Origin of the sequence: Microbacterium sp. MYb45 (assembly GCF_002979655.1) — a bacterium.
GTDB lineage: Bacteria > Actinomycetota > Actinomycetes > Actinomycetales > Microbacteriaceae > Microbacterium.
Genome location: NZ_PCPG01000006.1, coordinates 1 through 26348, shown reverse-complemented (window position 1 = coordinate 26348; position 26348 = coordinate 1). Strand labels below are relative to the sequence as shown.

Here is a 26348-nt window from a genome sequence, read left to right as displayed (position 1 = left end):
TCCGATTCCCTCCACCCTACGACGGCTCTCGGGGGCGCGGACGGACGAGGTCGGCGCCAGGTCATAGGCTCGGAGGATGACCGCGCGCGCCTCCCTCAACCGAGAGATCCTGCGCCTCGCGGTCCCGGCCCTCGGCGCGCTGATCGCGGAGCCCGCGTTCCTGATCGTGGATGCCGCCCTGGTCGGGCACCTCGGCACGACCCCGCTCGCGGGCCTCGGCATCGCGGGAGCCGTGCTGCAGACGATCGTCGGACTCATGGTGTTCCTCGCCTACTCGACCACTCCGGCGGTCGCCCGCCGCTTCGGCGCCGGACAGCCGGGCGAGGCCGTGTCGGTCGGCATCAACGGCATGTGGCTCGCGCTCGGACTCGGCGCGGTGCTCGCCGTCGTCGGCGCGGTCTCCTCACCGTGGCTGGTCTCGTTGTTCGGCGCGAACGAGGCCGTCGCACAGCAGGCCAACGAGTACCTGGTGATCTCGATGTGGGGCCTGCCGGCGATGCTCATCGTGTTCGCCGCGACCGGCCTGCTGCGCGGCATGCAGGACACGATGACGCCGCTCTGGATCGCGGGGCTCGGCTTCGGCGCGAACGCCCTGCTCAACTGGCTCTTCATCTACGGACTCGGGTGGGGTATCGCGGGCTCGGCCGCCGGCACCGTGACGGCGCAGTGGGGCATGGTCGCCGCGTACGCCCTGGTCATCCGCCGCCTGGCGACCCGTCACAGCGCCTCGCTGCGTGCCCAGCGCGCGGGCATCCGCAGCACGGCGACGTCGGGCGGATGGCTGTTCCTTCGGACCGTGAGCCTGCGCATCGCCCTGCTCGCGACCGTGGGCATCGCCACCGGCATCGGCACCGAGGAGCTGGCAGGGTGGCAGATCGTGTTCACGATCTTCTCGGCCGCGGCATTCGCACTCGATGCCCTCGCGATCGCCGCGCAGGCACTCATCGGCAAGGAGCTGGGCGCCGGAGACGAACGGCAGGTCCACCGGGTGCTGGCCCGCACCGTGGCCTGGGGCGCGTGGTTCGGCGTCATCGTCGGCGGCCTGATCGCCGCGCTCTCCGGGGTGCTCGGCATCGTGTTCACCGGCTCGGCGGAGATCGCCGCCCTCGTGCAGCCGGCACTGCTCGTGCTCGCCGTCGCCCAACCGATCGCGGGTGTCGTGTTCGTGCTCGACGGGGTGCTCATGGGTGCGAACGACGCCCGCTACCTCGCGATCGCCGGCGGCCTGAACCTGGTTCCGTTCCTCCCGGCGCTGTGGATCATCGCCGCGACCGGGGTCGACGGCACCGCGGGACTCGTCTGGCTCGCGGTCGCCTTCTTCGGCGTCTATCTGCTCGCGCGTCTGGGCACTCTCGGCTGGCGCGTGCGATCCGGGCGCTGGCTCGCGGCGACAGCCTGACGCCGCTGGCCGGCACTGCACCGATCCGCTCCATCGCGACTTCTCCCCCACCATCGGATTCCGCGGAATACTACGCGCGGAAACCCTGGTGCACTCGACGATGATCGGGGGACACTGAAGGGATGCTGGGGATGACGGAACCACAGGTATGGACGCTGATCGGCGTCTTCGCCGCGGGCATGTTCGGCACGATCACGCTGATCTCGACGATGTTCCTGCGCACGATGCAGAACGAGTTCGAGAGCGTGCGGACCGAGGTCCGCAACGAGTTCGCCAGCGTGCGGACCGAGATGCGGAGCGAGTTCGCCCATGTGCGCACGGAGATCAGCTCGGTCCACGGGCGCATCGATCATCTGGATCGCGACGTCAACGCGATCTACCGCCACCTCTTCGGCATCGATCGCGGCTGAGCGCGCCGTTCATCGCCACCGAGAACGCGAGCTCAGGCGATCTCGAGCTCCGAGATCACGATCTTCTTCATGTGCATCAGCGCCTGGATCTGCTCCGGCCGCTGCTGCAGAAGGTCGAGCCCGGCGGGGACCACCTGCCAGCTGACGCCGAACCGGTCTTTGCACCAGCCGCACGCCTCCGCCTCCGGCACCGCGGAGAGCGCCTGCCAGTAGCGGTCGATCTCTTCCTGGTCGGCGCACTCGATCACGAAGGAGACGGCCTCGTTGAAGGTGAACTCCGGACCCCCGTCGAGGCAGCCGAATCGCGTTCCGTTCAGAGTGAACTCCCCGTTGATGACCTTCCCGGTCATGCCCTCGAAGTGCTCGCTGAGGTTCTCATCCGGATAGTAGGTCACGCTGTCGATCGACGAGTTCGGGAACACCGAGACGTAGTACTCCATCGCCTCCTGCGCCCTGTCGACGAACCAGAGGAACGGGCGGATGGGTGTGACGACTGCCATGTCGACCTCCTCGATCGGCACTCACGCTACGCCCGCAGCCACCGCCTGTCGAGGGGTTTCCGGCGGCGCTCAGCCCGCGTATCTCCGGCACCACTCGTACATGATCACGGCGGCAGCGGCACTGGCGTTGATCGAGCGCGTCGAGCCGTACTGGGTGATCTCGATGTGGGCGGATGCTGCGGCGAGCGCCTCGGCGGAGAGCCCCGGTCCCTCCTGTCCGAACAGGAGCACGCAGCGCTGCGGGAGATCGGCCCGATCCACGGGCACGGCACCCTCGACGTTGTCGACCGCGATGATCGGGAGGCCCTCCGCCGCAGCCCAGGCGGCGAAGGTCTCGACGTCTTCGTGGTGCACCACGTGCTGGTAGCGATCGGTGACCATCGCCCCGCGCTTGTTCCAGCGGCGGCGACCGATGATGTGCACGGTGTCGGCGAGGAACGCGTTGGCGCTGCGCACGATCGATCCGATGTTCATGTCGTGCTGCCAGTTCTCGATGGCGACGTGGAACGGATGCCGCTGAGTGTCGAGGTCGGCGACGATCGCCTCCATCCGCCAGTAGCGGTAGCGGTCGATCACGTTGCGGGTGTCGCCCGCCGCGAGGAGCTCGGGGTCGTACTGCTCCCCCTCGGGCCACGCCTCTTCGCCTCCGGGCCAGGGGCCCACTCCATAGCCGGGCTGGGCAGTCGAGCCGCCGCGCGTCGGGCCCGCCGGAGTGTCGGCGTGCGAGGGGTCCGAAGCGGCGTCATCCATCTCGCCAGGCTATCGCCGGAGCGAACATCCAGATATTTAGGTGTGCCGAAAAATACGCTACGGTTTCGGTGTGCCTAAAAATTCCTCCCTTCCGATGACGACCCCGACCGCGTCCCCGGCCAGGGCCCCGCGCAGCCTGTGGCTGCTCGGTCCCGCCCTCGTCGCCGGCGTCGCGTACCTCGATCCCGGCAACGTCGCCAGCAACATGACCGCGGGGGCCCAGTACGGCTACCTGCTGGTGTGGGTCGTGCTCGCAGGCAACATCATGGCGTGGCTGATCCAGTACCTCTCCGCGAAGCTGGGCGTCGTCACCGGGCAGAGCCTGCCCGAGGTGCTGGGCGCGCGGTTGAAGCGACCGTGGGCCCGCCGCGCGTACTGGCTGCAGGCCGAGCTGGTCGCCATGGCCACGGACCTGGCCGAGGTCATCGGCGGCGCCGTGGCCCTGAACCTGCTGTTCGACGTGCCGCTGCTGCTGGGCGGACTCATCACCGGCGCGGTCTCGATGATCCTGCTCACGGTCCAGTCCCGCCGCGGGGCCCGCCCCTTCGAGTTCGTGATCATCGGGCTCATGGTCATCATCACGGTCGGCTTCGTCGCGGGCGTCTTCGTCGCTCCGCCGGACCCGGCCGGGGTGCTCGGAGGAATGATCCCGCGTTTCGAAGACACCGGCTCGGTACTGCTGGCCGCATCCATCCTCGGCGCGACGATCATGCCGCACGCGATCTACGCGCACTCCTCCCTCGCCCGTGACCGCTTCGGCGCCACGACCGCTCACGCCGGCGACGAGGCGGTGCGCACCGAGACCTCGCGCATCCGCCGCCTGCTCACCGCCACCCGCTGGGACGTATCGATCGCGATGGTGATCGCCGGCTCCGTGAACCTCTGCATCCTGCTGCTCGCCGCCGCGAACCTCGCCGGCGTCGAGGGCACCGACTCGCTGGAGGGCGCGCACGCCGCCCTCGCCGCGGGGCTCGGGCCGGTCGTCGCGACGTTCTTCGCCGTCGGACTCCTCGCATCCGGACTGGCCTCGACCTCGGTGGGCGCCTACGCGGGAGCCGAGATCATGCACGGCCTGCTGCACGTGCGCATCCCGCTGCTCGCCCGCCGCCTGGTCACGCTGATCCCCGCGCTCATCATCCTCGGCATCGGCTTCGATCCGACACTCGCCCTGGTGCTCAGCCAGGTGGTGCTCTCGTTCGGCATCCCCTTCGCCCTGATCCCGCTGGTCGTGCTCACCGCGCAGCGACGCACCCTCGGCGCCTGGGCCAATCGGCGCTGGACGACGGCCGCCGGCATCGTGGCCTCGGTGCTGCTGATCGCGCTCAACGGAGCGCTGCTCTGGCTCGTCCTGACGGGGGCCTGACCCCGGATAGGCTCGACAGCATGTCTGCCGATAACGCCCGCCGCAACGTCCGCATCCTCACCTGGATCGGTCTCGCGACGGGCGTGATCGGCGGCCTGCTGATCGCGTTCCCGAAGGTCATCGGCCTCGGCAGCCCGTGGGTGCAGCTGGCCCTGGGCGTCGCCACTCTCGTGCTGGCGTTCCGCGCGCGCAAGATCGGCATCGCCGAGATCGAGGGGTTCGACGGCCGGCTCTCGTTGGCCGCCGCCCTCCTCGGCTTCCTGGTCCTGTTCTTCGCGGGTCAGGCCGCGTACAGCCTGCTGGCCGCCGCGACGAGCTGACCTAAGCTGGTCCGGTGGCATCCCCTGCAGCTGACGACTATCTGAAGACCGTCTACGCGCACACCGAGTGGCAGGACGCACCGATCACTCCCTCGGTGCTCGCCGCGAAGCTCGGCATCGCCCCGTCCTCTGTCACCGAGATGGTGAAGAAGCTCGCCGCCGCGGGTCTCGTCTCGCACGTGCCCTACGGTGCGGTGCGGCTGACGGATGCCGGAACCCTGCGCGCGCTCGCGATGGTGCGCCGGCACCGCCTGATCGAGACCTGGCTGGTGCAGGAGTTCGACTACGGCTGGGACGAGGTGCACGACGAGGCCGAGGTGCTCGAGCACACCATCAGCGACCGGCTGCTGGAGGGCATCGACGCCCGACTGGGACGCCCGCGCTTCGACCCGCACGGCGATGCGATCCCCGATGCCGAAGGTCACATCGAGCGCGAGCCCTTCGTGCTCCTCGCCGACGCGCCGGCCGGGCACGCGGGACGGGTGCTGCGCGTCGACGACCGCGACCCCGAGCTGCTGCGATCTCTCGAGGCGCTGGGCCTGGCGGTCGCATCGACCGTCACGGTGACGGCATCCGGGGTGGAGATCGACGGCGCGCAGACGGCGCTGCCCGAAGGCGCGGCACAGGTCGTCTGGCTCAGCGCCTAGCTCCCCCGCAACACGGTCAGGTGCGCGTCGCCTGGGGCCTCTAGGCTGTGCACATGGCTCAACGTGACGACATCGAATGCTGGCTCACCGACATGGACGGCGTGCTCGTCCATGAGAACGACGCCATCCCCGGAGCATCCGAACTGCTCGCCGGTTGGGAGAGCGCGAGCATCCCGTACCTGGTGCTGACGAACAACTCGATCTTCACCGCTCGCGACCTGTCGGCTCGCCTCCGCACCAGCGGACTGCACGTGCCGGAGGAGCGCATCTGGACCTCGGCCCTCGCGACCGCCGACTTCCTCAAGCAGCAGCTCCCCGGGGGCTCTGCCTTCGTGATCGGCGAGGCCGGCATCCTCACCGCACTGCACGATGCGGGTTTCATCATGACCGAGACCAACCCCGATTTCGTGGTCGTGGGCGAGACGCGCAATTACTCGTTCGAGGCGATCACGAAGGCCATCCGCCTCATCATCGGCGGCGCGCGCTTCATCGTGACGAACCCGGATGCCACGGGCCCGAGCGCCGACGGACCGCTGCCCGCGACGGGCGCCATCGCCGCGCTCATCACGAAGGCCACCGGCAAGGAGCCGTACGTGGTCGGCAAGCCGAACCCGATGATGTTCCGCTCGGCCCTGAACAAGATCGGCGCGCACTCGAAGCGCACCGGCATGATCGGCGACCGCATGGACACCGACGTCGTCGCCGGCATCGAGGCGGGTCTGCACACGATCCTGGTGCTCACCGGCATCAGCGACCAGGCCGAGATCGAGAAGTACCCGTTCCGCCCGGATGAGATCGTGCAGTCGGTCGCCGACCTGCTCCCGCGGATCACCGAGACGATCACGACGGTCAAGATCAAGAAGTAGCCGATGGGCGCACTCGACGAGGGTGAACGGCTCAGGGCGGCGGACGCCGCGGCCTGGCGCGCCTGGCTCGAGGCGAACCACGAGCGCGCGGCGGGCGTCTGGTTGCTGAGCGTGCGCGGCTCGTCCGACGACGTCGGCTACGAGGATGCCGTGCGGCAGGCGCTGTGCTTCGGATGGATCGATGGCCCCGTGCGTGTCTTCGACGACGGGACCGACGACCGCGCCAACGGGCAGTGGTTCTCCCCGCGCCGCCCCGGCAGCGGCTGGGCGGCGACGAACAAGGCGCGGATCGCGGAACTCGAGGCGGAGGGGATGCTCGCTCCGGCCGGCATCCGTGTGCTCGAGGTCGCGAAGGCGAACGGCTCGTGGACCATGCTCGACGGCCCGGAGGCCGGTACCGAACCGGAGGAGTTCGCCGCCGCACTCGACGCGGTGCCCGCCGCGCGCGAGAACTGGGATGCGTTTCCGAAGTCGGTCAAGAAGTTCGGACTCACGCACATCGCGATGGCCAAGCGCCCGGAGACCCGGGCGGCCCGCATCGCGAAGATCGTGGCGGATGCCGCGGAGGGGAAACGCCCATGAATCAGAGCGACGTGCTGTTCCTGGTGGTCTTCCTGATCCTGCTCAGTTCGCTGACCGTGTTCGTCGTGCAGTTCGTCCGCTCCCGCCGCGGACGCGGTGGCTCGGACGACGGCCGCGCCGGCTGGTGGGAAGGCCCCTGGGACGACGACGACAAGTCCCGCTGACCCCGGAGCCTGCCACCTGGTCAGGACGCCAGCGACGCTCCGGGGATCGCGGCGAGGAGCTCGCGGGTGTAGGGATGCTGCGGGTCGTCGAAGATGCGCTCGGGGGTGCCGCTCTCGACCACGACGCCGCGCTGCATGACATGCACCTCGTCGGAGATCATCCGCACGACCGCGAGGTCGTGGCTGATGAACAGGTAGCTCAGGCCCAGGCGCTTCTGCAGGTCGGCGAGCAGGTCGAGGATCTGCGCCTGCACGAGCACGTCGAGCGCCGACACGGCCTCGTCGAGCACCACGAGTTCGGGTTCGAGCGCGAGCGCCCGGGCGATCGCGACGCGCTGGCGCTGACCGCCCGACAGCTCGTGCGGCAGGCGCTCGGCCATCGCCGCGGGCAGGGCGACCTGCTCCAGCAGCTCGAGCACGCGCGCGTGACGCGTGGCCGCGGTGCCGATGCGGTGCACCCGCAGCGGCTCGGCGATCGACTGCTCGACCGTGTAACGGGGGTCGAGCGAGGCGTAGGGGTTCTGGAACACCGGCTGCACACGGCGGCGCAGCGCAAACAGCTCCTTACGGCGGAGCGTGGTCAGGTCGAGCCCGTCGAACAGGATCGATCCCGACGTGGCGTCCTCGAGGCCGAGCACCATGTTCGCGGTGGTCGACTTGCCCGAGCCGGACTCGCCCACGATCGAGACGGTGGTGCCGCGACGGATCTCGAAGCTCACCCCGTCGACCGCGGTGAACGTCTGCGGCTCGCCCGCCTTGGGGGAACGGAGGGCGAACTCCTTGCGGAGGTCGCGGATCTCGACGAACGGCGTCCCGGTAGCGGCCTCGCGCTGCGGCAGGGCTTCGCGGCGGGAGGCGAGGCTCGGCGCCGCGGCGAGCAGCTGCTTCGTGTACTCGTGCTGCGGGTTGCCGAGCACCTCGGCCGAGGTGCCCTCCTCCACGATGTGACCGCGGAACATCACGACGATGCGGTCGGCGCGCTCGGCAGCGAGGGCCAGGTCGTGCGTGATGAGGAACACGGCGGTGCCGAGGTCATCGGTGAGCGCATCGAGCTGGTCCAGGATGCGCCGCTGCACGGTCACGTCGAGGGCCGAGGTGGGCTCGTCGGCGATCAGCAGGCGCGGCTTGCAGGCGAGCCCCATCGCGATCAGCACGCGCTGGCGCATACCGCCCGAGAACTCGTGCGGGTACTGGTGCGCCCGCTGCGCGGCATCCGCGATCCCCACCATCTCGAGCAGCTCGACGACCCGTGCCTTCGTGGCATCGCCGTGGGTGTGGCCGTGCACCTCGAGCGCCTCGCCGATCTGCTCGCCCACGCGCATGAGCGGGTTGAGGTTCGACATCGGGTCCTGCGGCACGAGGCCGATCCCGGCACCGCGCAGGGAGACCATCGCGTTCTCGGGCAGATCGGTCAGCTCGCGCCCGTCGAAGCGGATGCTGCCGGCGGTGATCACCCCGTTCTCGGGCAACAGACGGTTGACAGCGGCGGCGGTGGTCGACTTGCCCGACCCGGACTCCCCGACGATCGCGACGGTCTCACCGGCGGCGACGTCGATGCTGATGTCGCTGATGGCGGTGACCAGCTCGGAACCGGTTCGGAAGGCGACGGCGAGGCCGCTGATGCTCAGCACGGGCTCGGTGGTGCTCATGGTGTTCTCGTTCCTTCGTTGTCGTCCAGGTCGTTGCCGCCCAGATCGTTGTCACCCAGGAGTGCGGGGAGCGCCGTGCGCCACAGCGCCTCGGTCGGCGCGGGTTCGGGGGCGAAGAGGCGGTTGCTCAACAGGACCGCGGCGGTGCCGGTGCCCGGCACCAATCCCAGCGCGCAGCCCGTGAAGCCCGGGTGCCAGAGCATCCGGGTCGGTCGGCCGCCGACCGCGACCGTGTCGCTGCGCCAGCCCAGCGCCTGCCCGGCGTCGGGTCCGTCGCGGAACAGGTCGGCTGTCGCATTCGGATGCCACAGCTCGGGATGCCGCTCGGGAGCGGCGAGTGCAGCACCCAGGGTGAGCAGGTCGTCGGCGGTGCTGAAGAGCCCGGCGTGTCCGGAGATCCCGCCGAACGCATGGAAGCTGTTGCCGTCGTTCACGCTGCCTGTGATCTCGCCCTCGCGCCAGGCGAATGTGCGGTCGGCGGCGAGGATCGGATAGGGCTCACCGGTCGCGACCATGCGGCGTTCGGCGGCGTCACCGACCGACGACGAGGCGACGGGCGCGGTGACCGGGCCGTATCCTGTGCGGTCGAGCCCGAGGGGTACGGTCACGAGCTCGCGGACGGCGGCGTCCAGGGGCAGCCCGGTGACGGCGGCGATGATGCGGCCGAGGAGCAGGAATCCGAGGTCGGAGTAGTGACGGCCCTCGTCGAGGCCGTAGCGGAGCGGGATCGCGTCGGCCGCGGCCCCGGGGTCGGCGGCGTGTGCGTGATCGAGGTAGAGCGGCTGCCACTCCCACAGACCCGCGCGGTGCTGCAGCAGGTGACGCGCGGTCGTTCCCGGCGCACAGGACGTGCCGGGGACGAAGCGGTCGACCGGATCGTCGAAGCCCACCTCACCACGGCTGACGAGTCGCAGGATCGCGGTCGTGGTCGCGGCGACCTTCGACACCGAGGCGATGTCGAACGCGGTCCCGGTCGTCATCGGCGTTCCGGCGAGATCGGCCAGGCCGCCCGCGGCGATGTCGCGCCCGGCATCGGTGACGACACCCGCGACGGCGCCGCGCGGCGCGGAGTCCGTGGCGAGGACGGCGGCGACGGCCGCGGCGGCGGTCATGTCCACCCCCTGCGCATGCGCTGTTCGGGCTCACCGAACTCGGGCTGCGTGCGGGTGGCTCCGTCGGCGCGCCACCCCTTGGCCTCGTAGAAGCCGATCGACGGGGCGTTCGCCGCGAACACCCAGAGCGTCGCGGCCTCGGCCCCGGCATCCTGCAGCTCCGCCGTCGCCTGAGTCAGCAGCGCGCCGCCGATCCCGCCCCCGTGGGCCCGCGGCGAGACGTACAGCGAGTGCACGGCGCCGTCGATGCGGCCACCCGCGCCCGGCGTCGCGGCGTACCGGGTGATCCCGACGATCTCGCCGTCGCGCTCGGCGACGAGCACGACGCCCACCGGATCGGCGAGCACCCGGCGCCACAGCGCCTCGGCCCGCTCATCCGTCATCGCGTCGATCGCCGCGTCGGGGAGCACACCCCGGTAGCTCTCCCGCCAGCACGCGAGGAACACCTCGAGCACCCCGGACAGGTCGTCCGGGGTGGCGGGGCGCACCTGGAGGTTCACGATGCCGAGGCCTCCGCGAGCAAGAGGGAGTCGATGGAGGCGACGGGCTCGGGCATCTGCAGCGGGCCGACGCCCGGCGTGATGGTGCCCAGGATCCGCGGCTCGCGCGCACCGGTGCCGCCGGGCACGATCGCGGGAACGCCGTGCATCGTGGACCAGCCGATGAGGGCGAGGAGGATCGCCTCCTTGCTGTCGGCCGCGGCACCCAGCTCGTCGGCGAGCACGACCTCGGTCGCCGGCAACGCGGCGCGCAGTCCGTCGAGGATCAGCGGGTTGCGGCATCCGCCGCCCGACACGGCGAGGAACCCGATGCCCGCGGCCTCCACGTCGCGCGCGACCGTGCGGACCGTGAGCTCGGTCAGGGTGCGCACCACATCGGCGACGGAGATCTCCCGCCCCTGTGCGGCGAGGTGCTCGTGCACGTAGCCGAGGTGGAAGTGCTCCTTGCCCGTGCTCTTGGGCGGGGTGAGGGCGTAGTACGGATCCTCGAGCAGAGCGGCCAGCAGCGCCTCGTCGACCTGTCCGGTGCGGGCGATCGCGGCGTCGTCGTCGTAACCGAGCGGGTTGAGGCCGTGCTCGACGATGACCGCGTCGACCAGGGCGTTCGCCGGGCCGATGTCGTACGCGACGAGGCCGTCCTGGCGCACCACCGTCATGTTCGAGATGCCGCCCAGGTTGAGGGCGGCGGAGACACCGGCGCGCGAGCGCAGCAGCAGCTCGTCGAGGAACGACACCAGCGGGGCGCCGTGACCGCCGACCGTGATGTCGCGGATGCGGATGTCGGAGACCACCGGGGCGCCGACCTTCTCGGCGATCCAGGCCGGCTGCCCGATCTGCAGGGTGCCCAGCGCGTGCGCGCCGTCGACCCAGTGGTACACGGTCTGTCCGTGCGAGCACACCGCGTCGACCCCGCCGACCTCGGCCGCGATGTCGGCCGCGACATCGGCGAACGCCTGCCCGATGAGGGTGTCGAGCTCGGCCACCTCGGCGAGGGTCGTCTGGGCGGGCGGCAGGGCAGCGATCAGCCGGGCCCGCAGCTCGGGGGCGTAGGGCACGCTCGTCGCCGCGAGCACCGTGCCGTGCAGATCCACACCGTGCGCGGTGAACCCGCCGCTGGTCGTGAAGTCGACGACGGCGGCATCGATCCCGTCGTGCGAGGTGCCGGAGATCAGTCCGAGGACGCGCATCAGTTCTCCTCCAGTGCGGTGCGCAGCCGTCCGTCGGCGGCGCCCAGTCGTGCGGTGGCCGCGGCGAGGTCCTCGCCGCGGCGGATCATGATCGACGCGAGCTTCACGTCGTAGGCGGCGGTCTCCAGCGCAGCCACCGCGGCGTCACGGTCGACGCCCGCGATGGTCTGCACCATCCGGATCGCCCGCTCGCGCAGCTTGTGGTTGGTGGCCTTCACATCCACCATCAGGTTGCCGTAGGCCTTGCCGTTCCGGACCATCGAGATGGTCGAGAACATGTTGAGCACGAGCTTCTGCGCGGTACCCGACTTGAGACGGGTGGAGCCGGAGAGCACCTCCGGACCGACCTCGACCTCGATGCCGTGTTCGGCGGCGGCACTCAGCGCGGTGTCGACGTTGCACGAAAGGCCGATGCTGAGCGCTCCGAGCTCGCGCGCCCGGCGGACGGCGGCGATCACATAAGGCGTGCGTCCGCTGGAGGCGATCCCGATCACGGTGTCGAGCGGGCCGATGCCGGCGGCGTCGATGGCCGCAGCCCCCGCCTCCGCGTCGTCCTCCGCGCCTTCGACGGGGTTCACGATCGCGCCGGGCCCTCCGGCCATGATCGCGAACACCAGCTCCGGCGGGGTGCTGAAGGTGGGCGGGCACTCCGAGGCGTCGAGCACGCCGATGCGGCCGGGGGTTCCGGCGCCGACGTAGACCAGGCGACCGCCCTGCGCCATGCGGGCGGCCGTGGCCTCGATCGCGGGGACGATCTGTCCGAGGGCGCGCTGTACGGCAGCCGGCACCGTGGCGTCCGCCTCGTTCATCGTCTGCGCGAGTTCCGCCACGCTCATCAGGTCGAGCTCCGCGTAGCGGGGGTCGCTGGCCTCCGTGGCGAGTCCGCCGAGGTCCTCCGTGGTCATCGCTTTCCTCTGTTCCGGGGGTCGAGACTGTCGCGGAGGCCGTCGCCGAGCAGGTTCAGCCCGACCACGAGCAGCACCACGATCACACCGGGCGCGATCATCGTCCACGGGGCGATCGTGACGAGCGTGCGCGCCTCGAAGATCATCGAACCGAGCGAGGGCGCGGGCGGCGGGGTGCCGAGCCCGAGGAAGCTCAGCGAGGCCTCGGTGAGCACGGCCCAGGACAGCGAGAGCGTGACCTGCACGATGATGATCGACGTGATGTTCGGCAGCACGTGCCGGAACATCGTCGCCATGCGGCTCTGCCCCGTGCTCTTGGCGGCCTTGACGTATTCGACCTCGCGCAGCGAGAGCACGGGGCCTCGGGTCACGCGGATGAAGATCGGCACGTAGACGATCGCGATGGCCACGGCGATGGTGAACCAGTTGCGCTCGAACACCGACGCCAGCGACAGGGCGAGCAGCAGCGGCGGGAAGGCGAACAGCACGTTGGTGACGGCCGTGATCGCGCCGTCGGAGAAGCCGCGGTAGAAGCCGGCGATGAGTCCGCACACGGTGCCGACCACGGTGGCGAACGCGACCGCGACGACCGAGATCAGCGCCGAGTTCGCGACTCCTGCGGCGACGCGCGAGAACACGTCGCGCCCGAACTGGTCCGTCCCGAACCAGTGCACGGCCGATGGCGGCTGCAGGCGCGACGGCGGATCCTGGGCGAGCGGGTCGAAGGGCAGCAGCCCGAACGCCGAGACGAGGCTGAGCACCGCGAGCAGCACGACGATGATGAGGCCGGTGAGCCCGCTGCGGCTGCGCAGCAGGAGGCGCACGCGCTCGCCGGTGCGCCCGCCGCCGGGGGCGAGGGCGGATGTCTGAGAGATGTCGGTCATGCGGCACGCACCCGAGGATCGATGACCCGGTAGAGCAGGTCGGTGAGCAGGTTGACGATGACGAAGGCGAGGGCGATCACGAGGACGGTGCTCTGCACGAGCGCGTACTCCTTCTGCTGGATGCCGAGCAGCACCTGTCGTCCGATGCCGGGGAGCGAGAAGATCTGCTCCACCACCACGGCGCCGCCGAGGAGGTAGCCGAACTGCAGGCCGGTCATCGTGACGATGGGGACGAGCGCATTGCCGAGCACGTGCCGCACCTGCAGGCGGCGCGGCGGGACGCCCTTCGCCTTCGCGGTGCGGATGAAGTCGTTGGCGCGGATCTCGAGCACCGCGGTGCGGGTCGTGCGCATGATCGGCGCGGCGATGCCGAAGCCGAGCACGATCGACGGCAGCAACATCTGCTGGAGATTGAGCAGCGGGTCCTCGAAGAGGGTCGCGTAGGCCTGACCGTTGGGGTTGAATCCGAACGACGAGGCGAGCACCGCCAGCAGTGCGGTGCCCAGCAGGAACGCCGGGATCGAGAGACCGGCGAGACCGACCACCTGGCCGAAGCCGTCGCGGACCGAGTCGGGCTTCGACGCCGAGAGCATGCCGAGCGGGATGCCGATGGCGAGGGCGATCACGATCGAGAAGATCGCGAGCTCGAACGTGACGGGGAGGGCGGCGGCGGTCAGGTCGAGCACGCTGGTTTGCGCCCGTGACGAGAAGCCGAGGTTGCCGGTGAAGATGTTGCCGAGCCACGAGAAGAACTGCACGAAGAGCGGCTGGTCCAGGCCGTAGTAGGCCTCGAGGGCCGCGCGCTGCGAAGGCGTGAGGGCGGCTGCCTCGGTGCCGAGGCCGGAACTGATCTGGTCGCCGGGGATGGCGCGCAGCATCAGGAAGACGAAGATGGCGACGCCGAGGAGCGTGCCGAGGGCTGCGAGGATGCGTCGCAGCACGCTGTTGCGGAGGATCTGTCTGAACATGCGCGTGTGGGGGTGCCTGTCGTCGGGGAGGGAGGGGGCGCGGGCGTGCCGCGCCCCCTCGATCCGCTACTTGATGGAGGTGGTCCGCAGGTACTGCAGCGAGCCGTTCACCATGGGGACGAAGCCGTCGACGGTCGAGGCCGTCGCCGTGTAGGTGTAGCTCGTGAACAGCCAGATCCACGCGGCGTTGTCCTCGAGGTTCTCGGAGACCTGCGCGTAGATGTCCTTGCGCTTCTCCGGGTCGGCCGTCTGGCGTCCCTCGGCGAACAGCGCGTCGAGCTCGGGCGAGGAGTAGCCGGCGACCTTGTTCAGGTTTCCGGTGCTGGTGAAGTAGCGGCCGTACATGCCGTCGGGGTCGGGACGACCGCCGTTGAGCGCGACAGCGGCGTCGAAGTCGGCCGCGATCCAGCGGTCGACGAAGGCACCGGATTCGAGGACCTCGATGTCGAGCGTGATCTTCGCATCGGCGAGCTGGGCCTTGAGGTTCTGCGCCTCGTTCACCGAGGTCGCGTACTCGCCCTGCGAGACGATCGTCTTGATGGTGACGCCGTCTTCCTTGCCCGCCTTCTTGAGGTAGTCGGCGGCCTTGTCGAGGTCGCGCTCGGGGCACGGACGCGCCTCGGGGTCGGACTTGTACGCCGGAGAGGTGATCGGGCCGGTGACCTCGCCCTCGCCGAGGGCGGCGGTGTCGAGCACCTCCTGGCGGTCGATCGCGCACTGGATCGCGAGGCGCACGTTGACGTCGGTGAGGTCGCCGCGCGTGGCGTTCAGCTGCAGGGCGTGGTAGCTCAGCTGCGGGGTCGTGGCGACCTCGACGTTGGCGCCCTCAGCGGTCTGCGCGACCAGCGGGTCGTCGAACACCGCGAGCTGCACGTTGCCGGACTGCATCGCCGAGACGATCGACGACTCGTCGGGGATCACCCGGAACTCGACGGTGTCGAGCAGTGCCGCGTCGCCCCAGTAGTCCTCGTTCTTGGCGAGCGTGATCGACTGGCTGGCCTTGCGGCCGTCGAGGATGAAGGGACCGGTGCCGTTCGGGGTCGTGTTGAGCCCCTCTTCGGTGTCGTCGGACGACAGCATGGCCATGTTGATCACGGCGAGGTTGGCGGGGAGAGCGGCGTCGGGAGCGCTCAGCGTGAGGGTGACGGTCGTCTCGTCCGTGGCCTCGACCGCGGTGACGGAGGCGAGGGAGCTGCTCGCGACGGCGGCGGTGGCCTCGGCGGCGATCGCGTCGAGCGAGTACTTGACGTCTTCGGAGCCGAACGTGGTGCCGTCGGCGAAGGTGACGCCCTCCCGCAGGTGGAAGGTCACGGTGAGGCCGTCGTCGGAGACGTCCCAGGACTCGGCGAGGCCGGGGACAACGTTGAGGTCCTCGTCGAACTCGGTCAGCGTGCCGTACAGGTTCTGCAGCACGTTGACGGCCTGGAACTGCGTGGCCTTCCAGGGGAACAGGGTGTCCGGGTCGCTGGTGACGCCGATGACGAGGTCGCCGCCCGCCGCGCCCTCAGAGGACTCGGAGTTCGATGCCGGTGCGGAACAACCGGTGATCACGAGCGCCAATGCGGCGGCCGTGGCGGTGAGAGCGCCGAATGACGCTCGCCGTGCTGTGCTCATTGCAGATTCCTCCTGGCTGGGACGCGTCGCCGTGGCGTCGGGTCAGGCGCTGTTGCCTGCCGCCCCGTGAACGTCGTCGGTCTTGGTTGGTACCAAAAGTACACGAAGGTCACTACAGATGTAACAGAAGTTCCTCTACTGTTATGAACAGCGATCGGAGACCGCCATGTCCAATGAAGCTGCCCGCGAAGAAGCCGGCGCACACCCCGTCCTCGTCCGCATGCGCGCGATCCGTCCCGAGCTGCGTCCGAGCGAGCAGCGCATCGCCGACCTCTTCCTCGCCGACCCCGCGGGCACCGCGGGACTCTCGGTCGCCGAGCTCGCGCAGCGCTGCGACACCTCCACCACCTCGGTCGTGCGATTCTGCAAGCGGCTCGGCTACGAGCACGTGCGGGAGCTGCGCAACCACGTCCTGCGCGATGTGGAACGGGAGACCTTCGACACGGCAGCCCTCCCCGCCGTCTCCGGCGACATCGACCGCAACGACACCCTGGCCGACATCGTCGCCAAGGTTTCGCTCGCCGAGACGCTCTCCCTCGCCGACACCGCGAAGGTACTCGACACCGAATCGTTGCGCGCCTCGGTGGAAGCCATCACGTCGTCGACCAGGGTCGACATCTTCGGCGTGGGCGCGAGTTCCATCGTCGGGCTCGACCTGCAGCGCAAGCTCACCCGTATCGGTCGCACGGCCCTCGACTGGTCCGACCCGCATGCCGCCTGGACCTCGGCGGCGACCCTCGGACCGGGGAACGTCGCGATCGCGGTGTCGCACAGCGGTGCCACCACCGACACGATCGAGTTCCTCCTGCTCGCCCGTCGGGCAGGCGCCACGACCATCGCGATCACGAACCACGCCGGGGCACCGCTGGCCGATCAGGCCGACATCGTGCTCACGACGGCCGCCCGCGAGACGGGGTTCCGCTCGGGTGCACTCGGCAGCCGGATCGCGCAGCTCATGGTGGTCGACTGCATCTTCATCGGCGTCGCCCAGTCGAACTACGACCGCTCGATGGAGGCGCTGCGCGACACGTTCGCCGCCGTGCACCGCGTGCGCGCGGCTGGGGCGTGACGAACGCGGGGCGCACTCGGGCGGGGCTGTTCACCGCATTCGCGGGGCTCGGCGTCACAGCGGCCTTCGTGCCCGCGGTCCTCCCCCGCGCCGAGCGGGCGATCGGGGCCGACCTCAGCGCCGCCGTCCCCGCCCTGTTCGCGGGGCTGCTGGTGGGCGTGCTGGTCTCCGGTCCGATCCTGATCCGCCGACCGCCGCAGACCGCACTCATCCTCGGCAGCGCGCTTCAGGCTGCCGCCATCATCGCTGTGGCCGTCGCGAGCACGCCCGGGGTGTTCATCGCCGCGGCGATCGTCGCCGGTTTCGGGTTCGGGCTGGTCGAGGCCTCGGGCTCGGTGGCGGCGAAGTCCCTGGCTGTCGGCAGCGCGACGGGACTGCTGAGCGCGCTGCTGGGTACGGTCGCGGTGTGCGCCGCGGTCACGCCGCTGCTCGTCGCCCTCGGGTCGGACGTGCGCCCGGCTCTCGGCATCCTCGCGGTGGTGCCCCTCGTCACGATCGTGATGCTCGCCGGCCCGACTCCTGCGGCCTCCCTTGCCGAAGCTCCTGCGCATCGCGACGTGCGCGGGCTCCTCGTGCTGCTGCCGTTCGCGGCGGCGCTGCCGCTCTACGTCGGCGTCGAGACCGTGCTGTCGGGCTGGTCGGCCGTGATCCCGGAGCGGATCCTCGATGTCGATCCGGCTCTCGCCGCGCTCGGAACCTCGGCGTTCTGGACCCTGATGGCCGTCGGACGCTTCGGCGCGGCGGCCCTGCGTCGGGCCTCCGTCTCGCCGATCTGGATCCTCGCCACCGCGACGAGCGGAGCGGCCGTACTGATGGCCGCGGCCGGCATGCTGGTGGGGTCCGAGCCGGTGTGGGCGCTGGTCGCGCTGGCCGCGGTGGTCGTGCTCCTCGCTCCCAGCTACGGGCTCATCCTGGGGCTCGCCCTCGACCGGCTGGATCCGGCTCGCAGCGCTGCCGTGACCGGTGCGCTCGTGGCCTGCGGCGCGGTCGGCGGCACGTTCGTCCCCACACTGATCCTGCTGGTCGGCCGCGACCCGGCGTCGAGCACGACGTTCTTCGTGTCTGCTGCCCTCTGTGCGCTCGTGCCGGTGCTGGTGCTGATCGCGGCGCGATCCCGCGTCACGGCACCGACGACCGACTGACTTCCCCTCCCCCTTTCCGGGTATCGAAGACCTTTCCACGGATGCCGGAATACCGCAGGTCGCCTCGGCAGATGCGGCGTAACGTCGATTCTGAACCCGCCCGCGTCAAGGGAAGCCCGTTGTCCACTGAAGTCCTCGCGATCATCATCAGCGCCGTCGGCGTCGCACTCACCCTCGGCACCAGCCTCTTCGCCGCCGGCGCCTGGATGATCCGCCGCTTCGACGACCGCATCGACGCGATCGCCGCCGACCCCACCGACCTGAAGATCTCCGTCGCGCGCCTCGAAGGCCCGCCGCGGCACCTCATCACCGCGGGAAGAGGATGACCCCGTGACCACGGAGACCCTCACCATCGTCATCAGCGCGATCGGCATCGTGCTCACCCTCGGCGCCAGCCTCTTCGCCGCCGGCGCGTGGATGATCCACCGCATCGACGACCGCATCGACGCCGTCGACGAGAAACTCAGCACCCGGATCGATGCGGTTGCCGCCGACGTCACCGACCTGAAGATCTCCGTCGCCCGGCTCGAAGGCCCGCCGCGGCATCTCATCACCGCAGGAAGAGGATGACACCGTGACCACGGAGACCTGGACGATCGTCATCAGCGCGATCGGCATCGTGCTCACCCTCGGCGCGAGCCTCTTCGCAGCCGGGGCATGGATGATCCGCCGTGTCGACGACCGCATCGACGCCGTCGACGAGAAACTCAGCACCCGCATCGATGCGGTCGACGAGAAACTCAGCTCTCGGATCGACGCGGTCGCCGCCGACATCACCGACCTGAAGATCTCGGTGGCGCGCCTCGAAGGTCCGCCACGGCATCTGCTCACGGCAGGGAGGGGATAACACCGTGACCACGGAGACGTGGACCATCGTCGTCAGCGCGATCGGCATCGTACTCACCCTCGGCGCGAGCCTTTTCGCCGCCGGCGCGTGGATGATCCGCCGCATCGACGACCGCATCGACGCCGTCGACGAGAAGCTCAGCACCCGTATCGATGCCGTCGACGAGAAACTCAGCACCCGTATCGATGCCGTCGACGAGAAGCTCAGCTCTCGGATCGACGCGGTCGCCGCCGACGTCACCGACCTGAAGATCTCCGTCGCCCGCCTCGAAGGACCGCCGCGGCACCTGCTCACGGCGAGTCGCTGAGCAGCGTTCCGGTACGACCTACCGCAGCACGAGGGCGGCGGCGCCGATGAGAGGCCCTTCGTCACCCAGCCCCGAGCGCACCACGCGGGTGCGCCGGGAGTATTCGTGCACCGCACTGGCGGTGAGCGCCTGCTGCACGAGGTCGATGTAGTCCGCAGACACCCGCGAGAAACCGCCGCCGATGGCGACCACGTCGAGGTCGACCAGGGTCGCGGCGTCCGCCAGCGCCTCTCCCACCGCTCGGGCCGAGCGCTCGATCGCCGAGCGAGCGACGGTGTCGCCGGCCGCTGCGTCGCGCGCGAGGTCTTCGCCCGTGGTGCCGGTCCAGCCCTGCTCCTGCGCCCAGGACGCACTCGCCGGCCCGGAGGCGATCTCCTCGAGGGTCAGCCCGCCCTCACGGCGCACCTGTCCGAGGTGTCCGGCGTTGCCGGTGGCACCGGGGATGTACGCACCGTTCGCGACGAAGCCGCCGCCGACGCCGGTCGAGACGACGATCGATAGCGACGCACCGGCACCCTGCGTCGCCCCGAGCCAGGATTCGGCGAGCGCGAGTGCACCGCCATCGTGGCCGAGGACGGTGCGCACGTCGCGCCCCATGACCGTGGATGCTGCGGCGCGAACCGCCTCAGCGAGCGCGAAGCCGCGCGCGAGCGGCATGTTGACCGGCATGATCGTGCCGAGCGTCCGGTCGACGGGGCCGGCGCTCCCCGCGCCCGCGCCGACGAGCTCGGCATCCGCGGGCAGGGCGGCGAGCGCGTGCTCGACGATCGCGATGACGGCGGCGTTCAACGACTCGACCGTGGCTTCGCGCCCGGTCGCCTGCCGGCTGCGGCTGCCCGCCACGAGCACACCGTCCTCCGCGACGAGCGCGGCCTCCATCTTCGTGCCGCCGACGTCGACGGCCAGTGCGTAGCGCGTCACTGGGGGTCGAGCCCGAGGTCGTCGAGGTCGAAGGCGGCGCGCCATTCGAGCCCCTCGGCTTCGATGGCGGCCTGCGCGCCGGTCTTGCGGTCGACGATCACGGCGACGGCGACGATCTCGGCGCCTTCCTTGCGCAGAGCTTCGACGGCCTTGAGCGCCGACTGGCCGGTGGTCGAGGTGTCTTCGAGCACGACGACCCGCTTGCCCTTGACGTCGGCACCTTCGATCTGGCGGCCGCGGCCGTGGTCCTTGGGCTCCTTGCGCACGACGAACGCGTCGAGCGGACGATCGGTGGCGACCGAGGCGTGCAGCACGGAGTTCGCGATCGGGTCGGCGCCGAGGGTGAGCCCGCCGACGGCCACGACGTCGAGGTCGCCGATCAGGTCGAGCATGATCCGGCCGATCGCGGGAGCCGCCCTATGGTCGAGCGTGAGCTTGCGCATGTCGACGTAGTACGTCGCCTTCTTGCCGCTGGAGAGGGTGAAGTCGCCGTGGAACACCGCCTCGTCCTTGATCAGGTCGAGGAGGGTCTGGCGGTCTGCGTCGAGTGCGGTCACGGCATCCAGTGTAGGAGGTGGGCTCTAGGCTGGATGCATGCGCTTGGCTACCTGGAACGTCAACTCCATCCGCACCCGCGTCACCCGCACCGTCGAGTTCGCCGTCCGTGAAGACATCGACGTGCTGGCGATGCAGGAGATCAAGTGCAAGCCCGAGCAGTTCCCCTACGGACCGTTCGAAGAGGCCGGGTACCACGTCGAGGTGCACGGGCTGAACCAGTGGAACGGCGTCGCGATCGCGAGCCGCCTGCCGATCACCGACGTGCGCACGGCGTTCGACGGGATGCCGGGGTTCGCGAAGGGGCATGAGGGCCCGGATGCTCCGCTCGAGGCCCGCGCGCTCGGCGTGATGGTCGACGGGGTTCGGGTGTGGAGCCTGTACGTGCCGAACGGCCGTTCGCTCGACGACCCGCACTACCTCTACAAGCTGCACTGGCTGGAGCAGCTGAAGAAGTCGACGGCGGCCGAGCTCTCGGCGAACCCCGACCTGCCGCTCGCTCTGGTGGGCGACTTCAACATCATCCCGTTCGACCACGACAACGGCGATCCCGACATCGTCGTCGGCCGGTCGACGCATGTCTCGCAGCCCGAGCGCGATGCGTTCTTCGCGTTCGCCGATGCCGGGGTCACCGATGTGGTGCGCCCGCTGCTTCCGGAGGGGTTCACGTACTGGGACTACCAGCGACTGAAGTTCCCGCGCAACGAGGGCATCCGCATCGACTTCGTCCTGGGTTCGCGCACTCTGGCCGAGGCCGTGACGGGTGCGTCGATCCACCGGAACGAGCGCAAGGGCGAGCAGCCCAGCGACCATGTTCCCGTGGTGGTCGACCTCAGTTTCGGCGGGTCTGCAGAAGACGACGACCTTCCGATGATCTTCTCCTGACGGCTGCTTCCGTGACCGTGCGGCTGATCGCCACCGATCTCGACGGCACGCTGCTCGACTCCTCATCCGCGGTCACGCCGCGCACCCGCGCTGCGCTCGACGCGGCTCGCGAACGCGGCATCCACGTCATTCCCGTCACCGCACGCCAGCCGATCGGACTGCGGGCGATCGCGGCCGGTGCGGGTTTCGACGGCTGGGCGCTGTGCAGCAACGGCGCCTATGCCGTGCGTCTGGACGACGGGCGGATGCTGTTCGCCGAAGAGCTCCCACCGGACACGATCCGCACGCTGGTCGAGGCGCTGCGCGCCAGCATTCCCGGCCTGCTCTTCGCGAGTGTGCGGGAGGCCGGCGAGACCTTCGTGGCGCAGGACGGCTACGCCGAGATCGCGCAGCTCTCCGACCACAAGCGCGACCCTCGAACGATGGGTGGCGTGCCGCTCGAGCAGGTGCTCGCGGCGCCGAGCCTGAAGCTCGTCATCCGGCATCCGGAACTCGCCCCTGCCGCTCTCTTCGACACGCTGCGCAGCCTCGGGCTGACCGGGTTCGAGGCGACCCTGTCGGGTGCTCCGTTCGTCGAGGTGATGGCCGAGGGCGTGACGAAGGCCACCGGCCTCGCCCGTCTGTGCGAGCACCTCGGCATCGACCGCGCCGACGTCGTGGCGTTCGGCGACGCGCTCAACGACGTCGAGATGCTGCGCTGGGCCGGGCGCGGTGTCGCCATGGCCCATGCGGAACCCGTGGTTCAGGACGCGGCCGACGAGACGACCGCGTCGAACGATGACGACGGTGTCGCGCGGGTGATCGAGCGCCTGCTCGGCTGACGCGGAACGCTCAGGTCGCCCACCCGCGCTACCCGAAGGTCCCGACCTCCGGCACGCGATCGGTCCGGCCGTAGCGGAGCACCGTCACGCCGGCCTCGTCGGTGACCGGCGGACGCAACAGCCGCAGCACCGACGGTAGGGCGTTGTCGTCGAAGACCTTCTTGCCGGCGCCGAGCAGGATCGGATAGACCCAGAGGTTCAGCTCGTCGAAGAGCCCCTCGGCGAGCAGCGTGTGCACGAAGTCGATGCTGCCGATCACGTGCACCTCGCGATGGGCGGCCCGCAGCGCTGCGACCTCCGACGCGAGGTCGTCGCCCACGCGAGAACTCCCCTGCCAGTCGAGCGCGAGATCGGCATCCCTCGTCGCCACATACTTCGGGACGCGGTCGAAGAGCCGCCCGATGTGCCCCTCGGGACCGTCGGTGTGGTGCGGCCAGTACGAGGCGAAGATGTCGTACGTGCGGCGGCCGAGCAGCAGCGCGTCGAGTCCCCGCATCCCGTTGTCGACCTCCGCACCCATCCCCGGGGACGGGTAACCCGCCTGCCAGCCGCTGAAGCGGAAACCACCCGACGTGTCTTCGCCGACGCCGCCCGGTCCCTGCGCGACGCCGTCGAGGGTCATGAAGAGGTCGATCAGGATGCGGCCGGATGCGTCTTCGGTCTTGTCAGCGCTCATGTCAGTCAGTCAATAACAAGCGAATCTCGCCTACCAGCCCCTCTCCGATCCGCCGCTCGGGGGATGCCGGGAGGCGGTCGCCGCTCTACGGTGGAGGGATGCCTGCCCCTGCGTTCACCCGCACGCCGACCGCGCGCGAACGACGAGCCGATGTCATCCTCGCCGCCGTCATGTTCGTCGGCGCGGTGCTGAGCGCGGGGCTCTCCTCGATCGCAGAGATCTACGGCGACGAGCAGGCACCCCTGTGGTGGGCGCTCGTCTACGCCGTCGTCGCCACCGCTCCCCTGGCGTTCCGCCGCCGCTGGCCCGGGACCGCCGCCGTGATCGTGGCCGCGGCCTATTTCACGGCCGTCACCATCCGCGTCCCCGAGATCTACGTCGGCAACATAGTGATGTTCCTCACGCTGTACACGGTCGGCGCGTGGATGAACGACCGACGTCGCGCGATGCTCGTGCGCGTCGGGATCATCGTGGGTATGTTCGTGTGGCTGATCATCACGATGTACCGCGACGCGATCAGCGAGGCCGACAAGGCCGATGTCGCCGCCGGAGCCATGTCGCCGTACGTCGCCTTCATGCTCATCCAGCTGCTGCTGAATGTGCTCTACTTCGGCGGTGCCTACTACTTCGGCGAGCGCTCCTGGGCGGCAGCTGCGCAGCTGGCCGTGCTCGAGCAGCGCACCGTCGAGCTCGAGCGCGAGCGCGAGGTCACCGCGGCGCAGGCCGTCGCCCTCGACCGGGTGCGCATCGCCCGCGAGCTGCACGACGTCGTCGCCCACCACGTGTCGGTGATGGGCGTGCAAGCCGGCGCCGCGCGTCTCGTGCTCGAGCGCGATCCCGCGGAAGCCGCCCGCATCCTCTCCGGCGTCGAGGGCTCGGCGCGCGACGCGATCCATGAGCTGCGCCAGTTGTTGGAGACTCTGCGCACACCGGGCGGCGAGACGACGGATGCGGCATCCACCCTCGCCCTGGACGACATCGCCGAGCTCGTGGAGGCGTCGACCGAGGCCGGGCTGCCCACGGACTACACGGTGATCGGCGAACCCGTGCCCGTGCCGTCACTGGTCGCGGTGAACCTGTACCGCATCGCCCAGGAGTCGCTCACGAACGCCCGCCGTCACGCCGGCAGCGGAGCGACCGCCGACGTCCGCGTGCGGTACGACGACGACGGCGTCGAACTCGAGATCGTCAACACCGGACGCGCGATCACCCAACTCCGCCCGGGGCTCGGCCAGCTGGGCATGCGGGAGCGCGCCGCCGCGTCCGGAGGCACGCTCGAGGTGACGTCGCGGCCGCTGGGCGGGATGCGTGTGCGCGCCCGCGTACCTCTCCCGACCCCGGCAAGTTCGGGGGCAGGGCGATGAGCGAACCGATCCGGGTGCTGCTGGTCGACGACCACGCGCTGCTGCGCGCGGGCTTCCGCACCATCCTCGACACCCAGCCCGACATCACGGTGGTCGGCGAGGCCTCATCGGGAGCAGAGGCCGTGGCGCAGGCATCCGCCCTCCATCCCGACGTGATCACGATGGATGTGCAGATGCCCGACATGGACGGCATCGAGGCGACCCGTCGCATCGTCGCCGATCCCGCGGTCGCGGCGGCCATCGCGATCGTCACGACCTTCGACCGCGACGACTACCTGTACCAGGCGCTGGATGCCGGAGCCAGCGGATTCCTGCTCAAGAACGCCGGCGCCGAAGACTTGATCGCCGCCGTCCGCGCTCTGGCTGCCGGCGACGGGATGCTCGCCCCCGAGGTGACCCGGCGAGTCCTCGCGCGGTTCGCCGCGGCCCCCGCACCGACACGGACGGCTGTTCCGATCGACAGCGGCGCGACCCCGAAGGTCACGCTCATCGAGCCGCTCACCGACCGCGAGGCGGAGGTGCTGACACTGCTCGCCGATGCGCGGAGCAATGCCGAGATCGCACGCGCGCTGTACATCGGCGAGGCCACGGTCAAGACGCACGTCTCCCGCATCCTGCAGAAGCTCGGTGCCCGCGATCGTGTGCAAGCCGTCGTGCTCGCGCACCGCATGGGGCTCGCGTAGGCGCCCGGTACACCGACGCTCCGCGATAACCTCGGAGCCATGCCCGAAACCGCACCCCTGTCCCGCCCGATCCTGGCGGGGGTGGTGACGGCACTCGTCGGATTCACCAGCTCGTTCGCGGTCGTGCTGACGGGTCTGGATGCGGTCGGGGCGGATGCGGCCCAAGCGGCGAGCGGACTGCTCGCCGTGAGCCTGATGATGGGCCTCGCGTGCGTCGTGCTCGCGTGGCAGTATCGGATGCCGATCACGGTCGCGTGGTCCACTCCCGGTGCCGCGTTGCTGGTGGCGACGGGCACCGTCGAGGGCGGCTGGCCGGCGGCGGTCGGGGCCTTCCTCGTGGCCGCCGCACTCATCCTGCTCACGGCGCTGTGGCCGGCACTCGGAGCTCTCATCGCCCGCATCCCGCCGTCGATCGCGCAGGCGATGCTGGCCGGCGTGCTGCTCCCGCTGTGCCTGGCGCCGATCACGGGCATCGTCGCGAACCCCTGGGGCGTCATCCCGGTCGTGCTCACCTGGCTGGTGTTCGCCCGGCTCGCGCCGCGGTGGGCGGTTCCGCTCGCGTTCGTCGCGGCTGCCGTCGTAGTCGCGGTCTCCCTGATCGGCGCTTCCGTGGTGGACGAAGGCGCCCCGTTCGACCCCGCCGTGCTGCTGCCCCGGCTCGAGTTCACCGCCCCGACGTTCACGGTGGGCGCGCTGGTCGGCCTCGCGCTGCCGCTGTTCATCGTGACGATGGCCTCGCAGAACGTCCCGGGCATCGCGATCATGCGCAGCTTCGGCTACGAGGTGCCGTGGCGTCCGGCCATGCTCGTCACCGGCCTCGGCACCGCGCTCGGGGCGACGGCGGGCGGTCATGCCATCAACCTCGCAGCGATCAGCGCGGCCCTCGCCGCCTCACCGGATGCCGACCCCGACCCGAAGCGACGGTGGGTCGCCGGCGTCTCGACCGGGGCGTCGTACCTGGTGCTCGCGGTGTTCTCCGCTGCCTTCGCCGCTCTCGTGGTGCTCGCGCCCGCCGCCGTGATCCCCGCGGTTGCCGGCCTCGCGCTGTTCGCCGCGTTCGGCTCATCCGTGCAGCAGGCCATCGACGATCCGGGCGAACGGATCCCCGCGGTCGTCACCTTCCTGGTCGCGGCATCCGGCATCGCCGTCTTCGGCGTCAGCGCCGCGTTCTGGGCCCTGGTGGCGGGCCTCCTCGTCCGCGCGGTCCTGCACGCGGGTCGTCGCTGACGCTCCTCCCTCTCCCCCTCCCTCTCCCCCT

32 protein-coding genes are annotated in these 26348 nt (G+C 70.3%); 19 read left to right on the top strand and 13 right to left on the bottom strand.

Annotated elements, in window-relative coordinates:
- Positions 1-76 precede the first annotated feature (76 nt).
- Both CQ034_RS11855 and CQ034_RS11850 read left to right on the top strand, forming a co-directional pair.
- A complete protein-coding gene (locus CQ034_RS11855) occupies positions 77-1399 on the top strand; it encodes an MATE family efflux transporter (protein WP_105711208.1) in 1323 nt (440 codons plus the stop codon).
- 131 nt (positions 1400-1530) lie between these two features.
- Positions 1531-1809: a hypothetical protein gene (locus CQ034_RS11850; RefSeq protein ID WP_029261253.1), complete on the top strand. Its 279-nt coding sequence runs from the start codon at positions 1531-1533 to the stop codon at positions 1807-1809.
- A 32-nt stretch (positions 1810-1841) separates the two neighbouring features.
- Here CQ034_RS11850 and CQ034_RS11845 read toward each other — a convergent pair whose 3' ends face one another.
- A complete protein-coding gene (locus CQ034_RS11845; protein WP_091032286.1) occupies positions 1842-2309 on the bottom strand; it encodes a VOC family protein in 468 nt (155 codons plus the stop codon).
- Positions 2310-2378: 69 nt separating this feature from the next.
- Entirely contained in the window at positions 2379-3059 is a 681-nt protein-coding gene (locus tag CQ034_RS11840) for a TrmH family RNA methyltransferase (protein ID WP_181156301.1), read from the bottom strand.
- A 94-nt stretch (positions 3060-3153) separates the two neighbouring features.
- Here CQ034_RS11840 and CQ034_RS11835 point away from each other — a divergent pair, with 94 nt between their 5' ends.
- Genes CQ034_RS11835 through CQ034_RS19585 form a run of 6 tightly spaced genes read left to right on the top strand, consistent with a single transcriptional unit; the run spans position 3154 to position 7001 of the window.
- Positions 3154-4422: an Nramp family divalent metal transporter gene (locus tag CQ034_RS11835; protein WP_105711207.1), complete on the top strand. Its 1269-nt coding sequence runs from the start codon at positions 3154-3156 to the stop codon at positions 4420-4422.
- A 20-nt stretch (positions 4423-4442) separates the two neighbouring features.
- A complete protein-coding gene (locus CQ034_RS11830; RefSeq protein WP_105711206.1) occupies positions 4443-4742 on the top strand; it encodes a hypothetical protein in 300 nt (99 codons plus the stop codon).
- Between the two features lie 14 nt (positions 4743-4756).
- Positions 4757-5389, top strand: coding sequence for a metal-dependent transcriptional regulator (locus CQ034_RS11825; RefSeq protein ID WP_105711205.1), 633 nt, complete (start codon positions 4757-4759; stop codon positions 5387-5389).
- 53 nt (positions 5390-5442) lie between these two features.
- The gene (locus CQ034_RS11820; protein ID WP_105711204.1) at positions 5443-6255 is read left to right on the top strand and encodes an HAD-IIA family hydrolase; all 813 of its coding nucleotides are present in this window, start codon (positions 5443-5445) and stop codon (positions 6253-6255) included.
- A 3-nt stretch (positions 6256-6258) separates the two neighbouring features.
- On the top strand, positions 6259-6837 hold the full coding sequence (locus CQ034_RS11815; RefSeq protein WP_105711203.1) for a YdeI family protein: 579 nt from the start codon (positions 6259-6261) through the stop codon (positions 6835-6837).
- The gene (locus CQ034_RS19585; RefSeq protein ID WP_181156300.1) at positions 6834-7001 is read left to right on the top strand and encodes a hypothetical protein; all 168 of its coding nucleotides are present in this window, start codon (positions 6834-6836) and stop codon (positions 6999-7001) included. Before CQ034_RS11815 ends, CQ034_RS19585 begins: the two co-directional genes overlap by 4 nt.
- Positions 7002-7021: 20 nt before the next feature.
- Here CQ034_RS19585 and CQ034_RS11810 read toward each other — a convergent pair whose 3' ends face one another.
- The 8 genes from CQ034_RS11810 to CQ034_RS11775 form a co-directional block, all read right to left on the bottom strand.
- Entirely contained in the window at positions 7022-8650 is a 1629-nt protein-coding gene (locus CQ034_RS11810; RefSeq protein ID WP_105711202.1) for an ABC transporter ATP-binding protein, read from the bottom strand.
- Positions 8647-9762 (bottom strand): serine hydrolase, encoded by a 1116-nt coding sequence (locus CQ034_RS11805; RefSeq protein WP_105711201.1) that lies wholly within the window; start codon positions 9760-9762, stop codon positions 8647-8649. The genes CQ034_RS11810 and CQ034_RS11805 overlap by 4 nt, the downstream gene beginning before the upstream one ends.
- Positions 9759-10262, bottom strand: a complete 504-nt coding sequence (locus CQ034_RS19580; RefSeq protein ID WP_181156299.1) for a GNAT family N-acetyltransferase — start codon at positions 10260-10262, stop codon at positions 9759-9761. Before CQ034_RS19580 ends, CQ034_RS11805 begins: the two co-directional genes overlap by 4 nt.
- Positions 10259-11449 (bottom strand): anhydro-N-acetylmuramic acid kinase, encoded by a 1191-nt coding sequence (locus CQ034_RS11795; RefSeq protein WP_105711199.1) that lies wholly within the window; start codon positions 11447-11449, stop codon positions 10259-10261. Before CQ034_RS11795 ends, CQ034_RS19580 begins: the two co-directional genes overlap by 4 nt.
- Complete coding sequence (gene murQ, locus CQ034_RS11790; RefSeq protein WP_105711198.1) at positions 11449-12354, bottom strand: N-acetylmuramic acid 6-phosphate etherase; 906 nt, start codon at positions 12352-12354, stop codon at positions 11449-11451. The genes CQ034_RS11795 and murQ overlap by 1 nt, the downstream gene beginning before the upstream one ends.
- Positions 12351-13238: an ABC transporter permease gene (locus tag CQ034_RS11785; RefSeq protein WP_091031742.1), complete on the bottom strand. Its 888-nt coding sequence runs from the start codon at positions 13236-13238 to the stop codon at positions 12351-12353. The genes murQ and CQ034_RS11785 overlap by 4 nt, the downstream gene beginning before the upstream one ends.
- Entirely contained in the window at positions 13235-14206 is a 972-nt protein-coding gene (locus CQ034_RS11780) for an ABC transporter permease (protein WP_029261266.1), read from the bottom strand. Before CQ034_RS11780 ends, CQ034_RS11785 begins: the two co-directional genes overlap by 4 nt.
- A gap of 66 nt (positions 14207-14272) precedes the next feature.
- Positions 14273-15820 carry an ABC transporter substrate-binding protein gene (locus tag CQ034_RS11775; protein WP_105711197.1) on the bottom strand — a complete coding sequence of 516 codons (1548 nt, stop codon included), beginning with the start codon at positions 15818-15820 and terminating at the stop codon, positions 14273-14275.
- 166 nt (positions 15821-15986) lie between these two features.
- Here CQ034_RS11775 and CQ034_RS11770 point away from each other — a divergent pair, with 166 nt between their 5' ends.
- The 6 genes from CQ034_RS11770 (at position 15987) to CQ034_RS11745 (ending at position 19185) form a co-directional block, all read left to right on the top strand.
- Complete coding sequence (locus CQ034_RS11770) at positions 15987-16889, top strand: MurR/RpiR family transcriptional regulator (protein WP_029261268.1); 903 nt, start codon at positions 15987-15989, stop codon at positions 16887-16889.
- Complete coding sequence (locus CQ034_RS11765) at positions 16886-18031, top strand: sugar MFS transporter (RefSeq protein ID WP_105711196.1); 1146 nt, start codon at positions 16886-16888, stop codon at positions 18029-18031. The genes CQ034_RS11770 and CQ034_RS11765 overlap by 4 nt, the downstream gene beginning before the upstream one ends.
- 119 nt (positions 18032-18150) lie before the next feature.
- Entirely contained in the window at positions 18151-18357 is a 207-nt protein-coding gene (locus tag CQ034_RS11760) for a hypothetical protein (RefSeq protein ID WP_105711195.1), read from the top strand.
- 4 nt (positions 18358-18361) lie between these two features.
- A complete protein-coding gene (locus tag CQ034_RS11755; RefSeq protein WP_105711194.1) occupies positions 18362-18601 on the top strand; it encodes a hypothetical protein in 240 nt (79 codons plus the stop codon).
- Positions 18602-18605: 4 nt separating this feature from the next.
- A complete protein-coding gene (locus tag CQ034_RS11750; protein ID WP_105711193.1) occupies positions 18606-18878 on the top strand; it encodes a hypothetical protein in 273 nt (90 codons plus the stop codon).
- A 4-nt stretch (positions 18879-18882) separates the two neighbouring features.
- Entirely contained in the window at positions 18883-19185 is a 303-nt protein-coding gene (locus CQ034_RS11745; protein ID WP_105711192.1) for a hypothetical protein, read from the top strand.
- Positions 19186-19203: 18 nt separating this feature from the next.
- Here CQ034_RS11745 and CQ034_RS11740 read toward each other — a convergent pair whose 3' ends face one another.
- Both CQ034_RS11740 and pyrE read right to left on the bottom strand, forming a co-directional pair.
- Positions 19204-20106, bottom strand: coding sequence for an ROK family protein (locus CQ034_RS11740; protein ID WP_105711191.1), 903 nt, complete (start codon positions 20104-20106; stop codon positions 19204-19206).
- Positions 20103-20663 carry an orotate phosphoribosyltransferase gene (gene pyrE, locus CQ034_RS11735; RefSeq protein WP_029262822.1) on the bottom strand — a complete coding sequence of 187 codons (561 nt, stop codon included), beginning with the start codon at positions 20661-20663 and terminating at the stop codon, positions 20103-20105. The genes CQ034_RS11740 and pyrE overlap by 4 nt, the downstream gene beginning before the upstream one ends.
- Before the next feature lie 37 nt (positions 20664-20700).
- Between pyrE and CQ034_RS11730 the strand changes: the two genes are divergently transcribed.
- Both CQ034_RS11730 and CQ034_RS11725 read left to right on the top strand, forming a co-directional pair.
- Positions 20701-21546 (top strand): exodeoxyribonuclease III, encoded by an 846-nt coding sequence (locus tag CQ034_RS11730; protein WP_105711190.1) that lies wholly within the window; start codon positions 20701-20703, stop codon positions 21544-21546.
- Between the two features lie 11 nt (positions 21547-21557).
- Positions 21558-22367, top strand: a complete 810-nt coding sequence (locus CQ034_RS11725) for an HAD family hydrolase (protein WP_105711189.1) — start codon at positions 21558-21560, stop codon at positions 22365-22367.
- 28 nt (positions 22368-22395) lie between these two features.
- On the opposite strand, the gene CQ034_RS11720 is transcribed toward CQ034_RS11725, so the two are convergent.
- Positions 22396-23043, bottom strand: coding sequence for a dihydrofolate reductase family protein (locus tag CQ034_RS11720; RefSeq protein ID WP_105711188.1), 648 nt, complete (start codon positions 23041-23043; stop codon positions 22396-22398).
- Positions 23044-23141: 98 nt separating this feature from the next.
- Here CQ034_RS11720 and CQ034_RS11715 point away from each other — a divergent pair, with 98 nt between their 5' ends.
- From CQ034_RS11715 to CQ034_RS11705, 3 genes are read left to right on the top strand one after another with little or no spacing between them, the layout of a single operon-like run.
- Positions 23142-24407 (top strand): sensor histidine kinase, encoded by a 1266-nt coding sequence (locus CQ034_RS11715; protein WP_105711187.1) that lies wholly within the window; start codon positions 23142-23144, stop codon positions 24405-24407.
- Entirely contained in the window at positions 24404-25090 is a 687-nt protein-coding gene (locus CQ034_RS11710; RefSeq protein WP_105711186.1) for a response regulator transcription factor, read from the top strand. Before CQ034_RS11715 ends, CQ034_RS11710 begins: the two co-directional genes overlap by 4 nt.
- A 39-nt stretch (positions 25091-25129) precedes the next feature.
- The gene (locus tag CQ034_RS11705) at positions 25130-26317 is read left to right on the top strand and encodes a benzoate/H(+) symporter BenE family transporter (protein ID WP_105711185.1); all 1188 of its coding nucleotides are present in this window, start codon (positions 25130-25132) and stop codon (positions 26315-26317) included.
- Positions 26318-26348 lie beyond the last annotated feature (31 nt).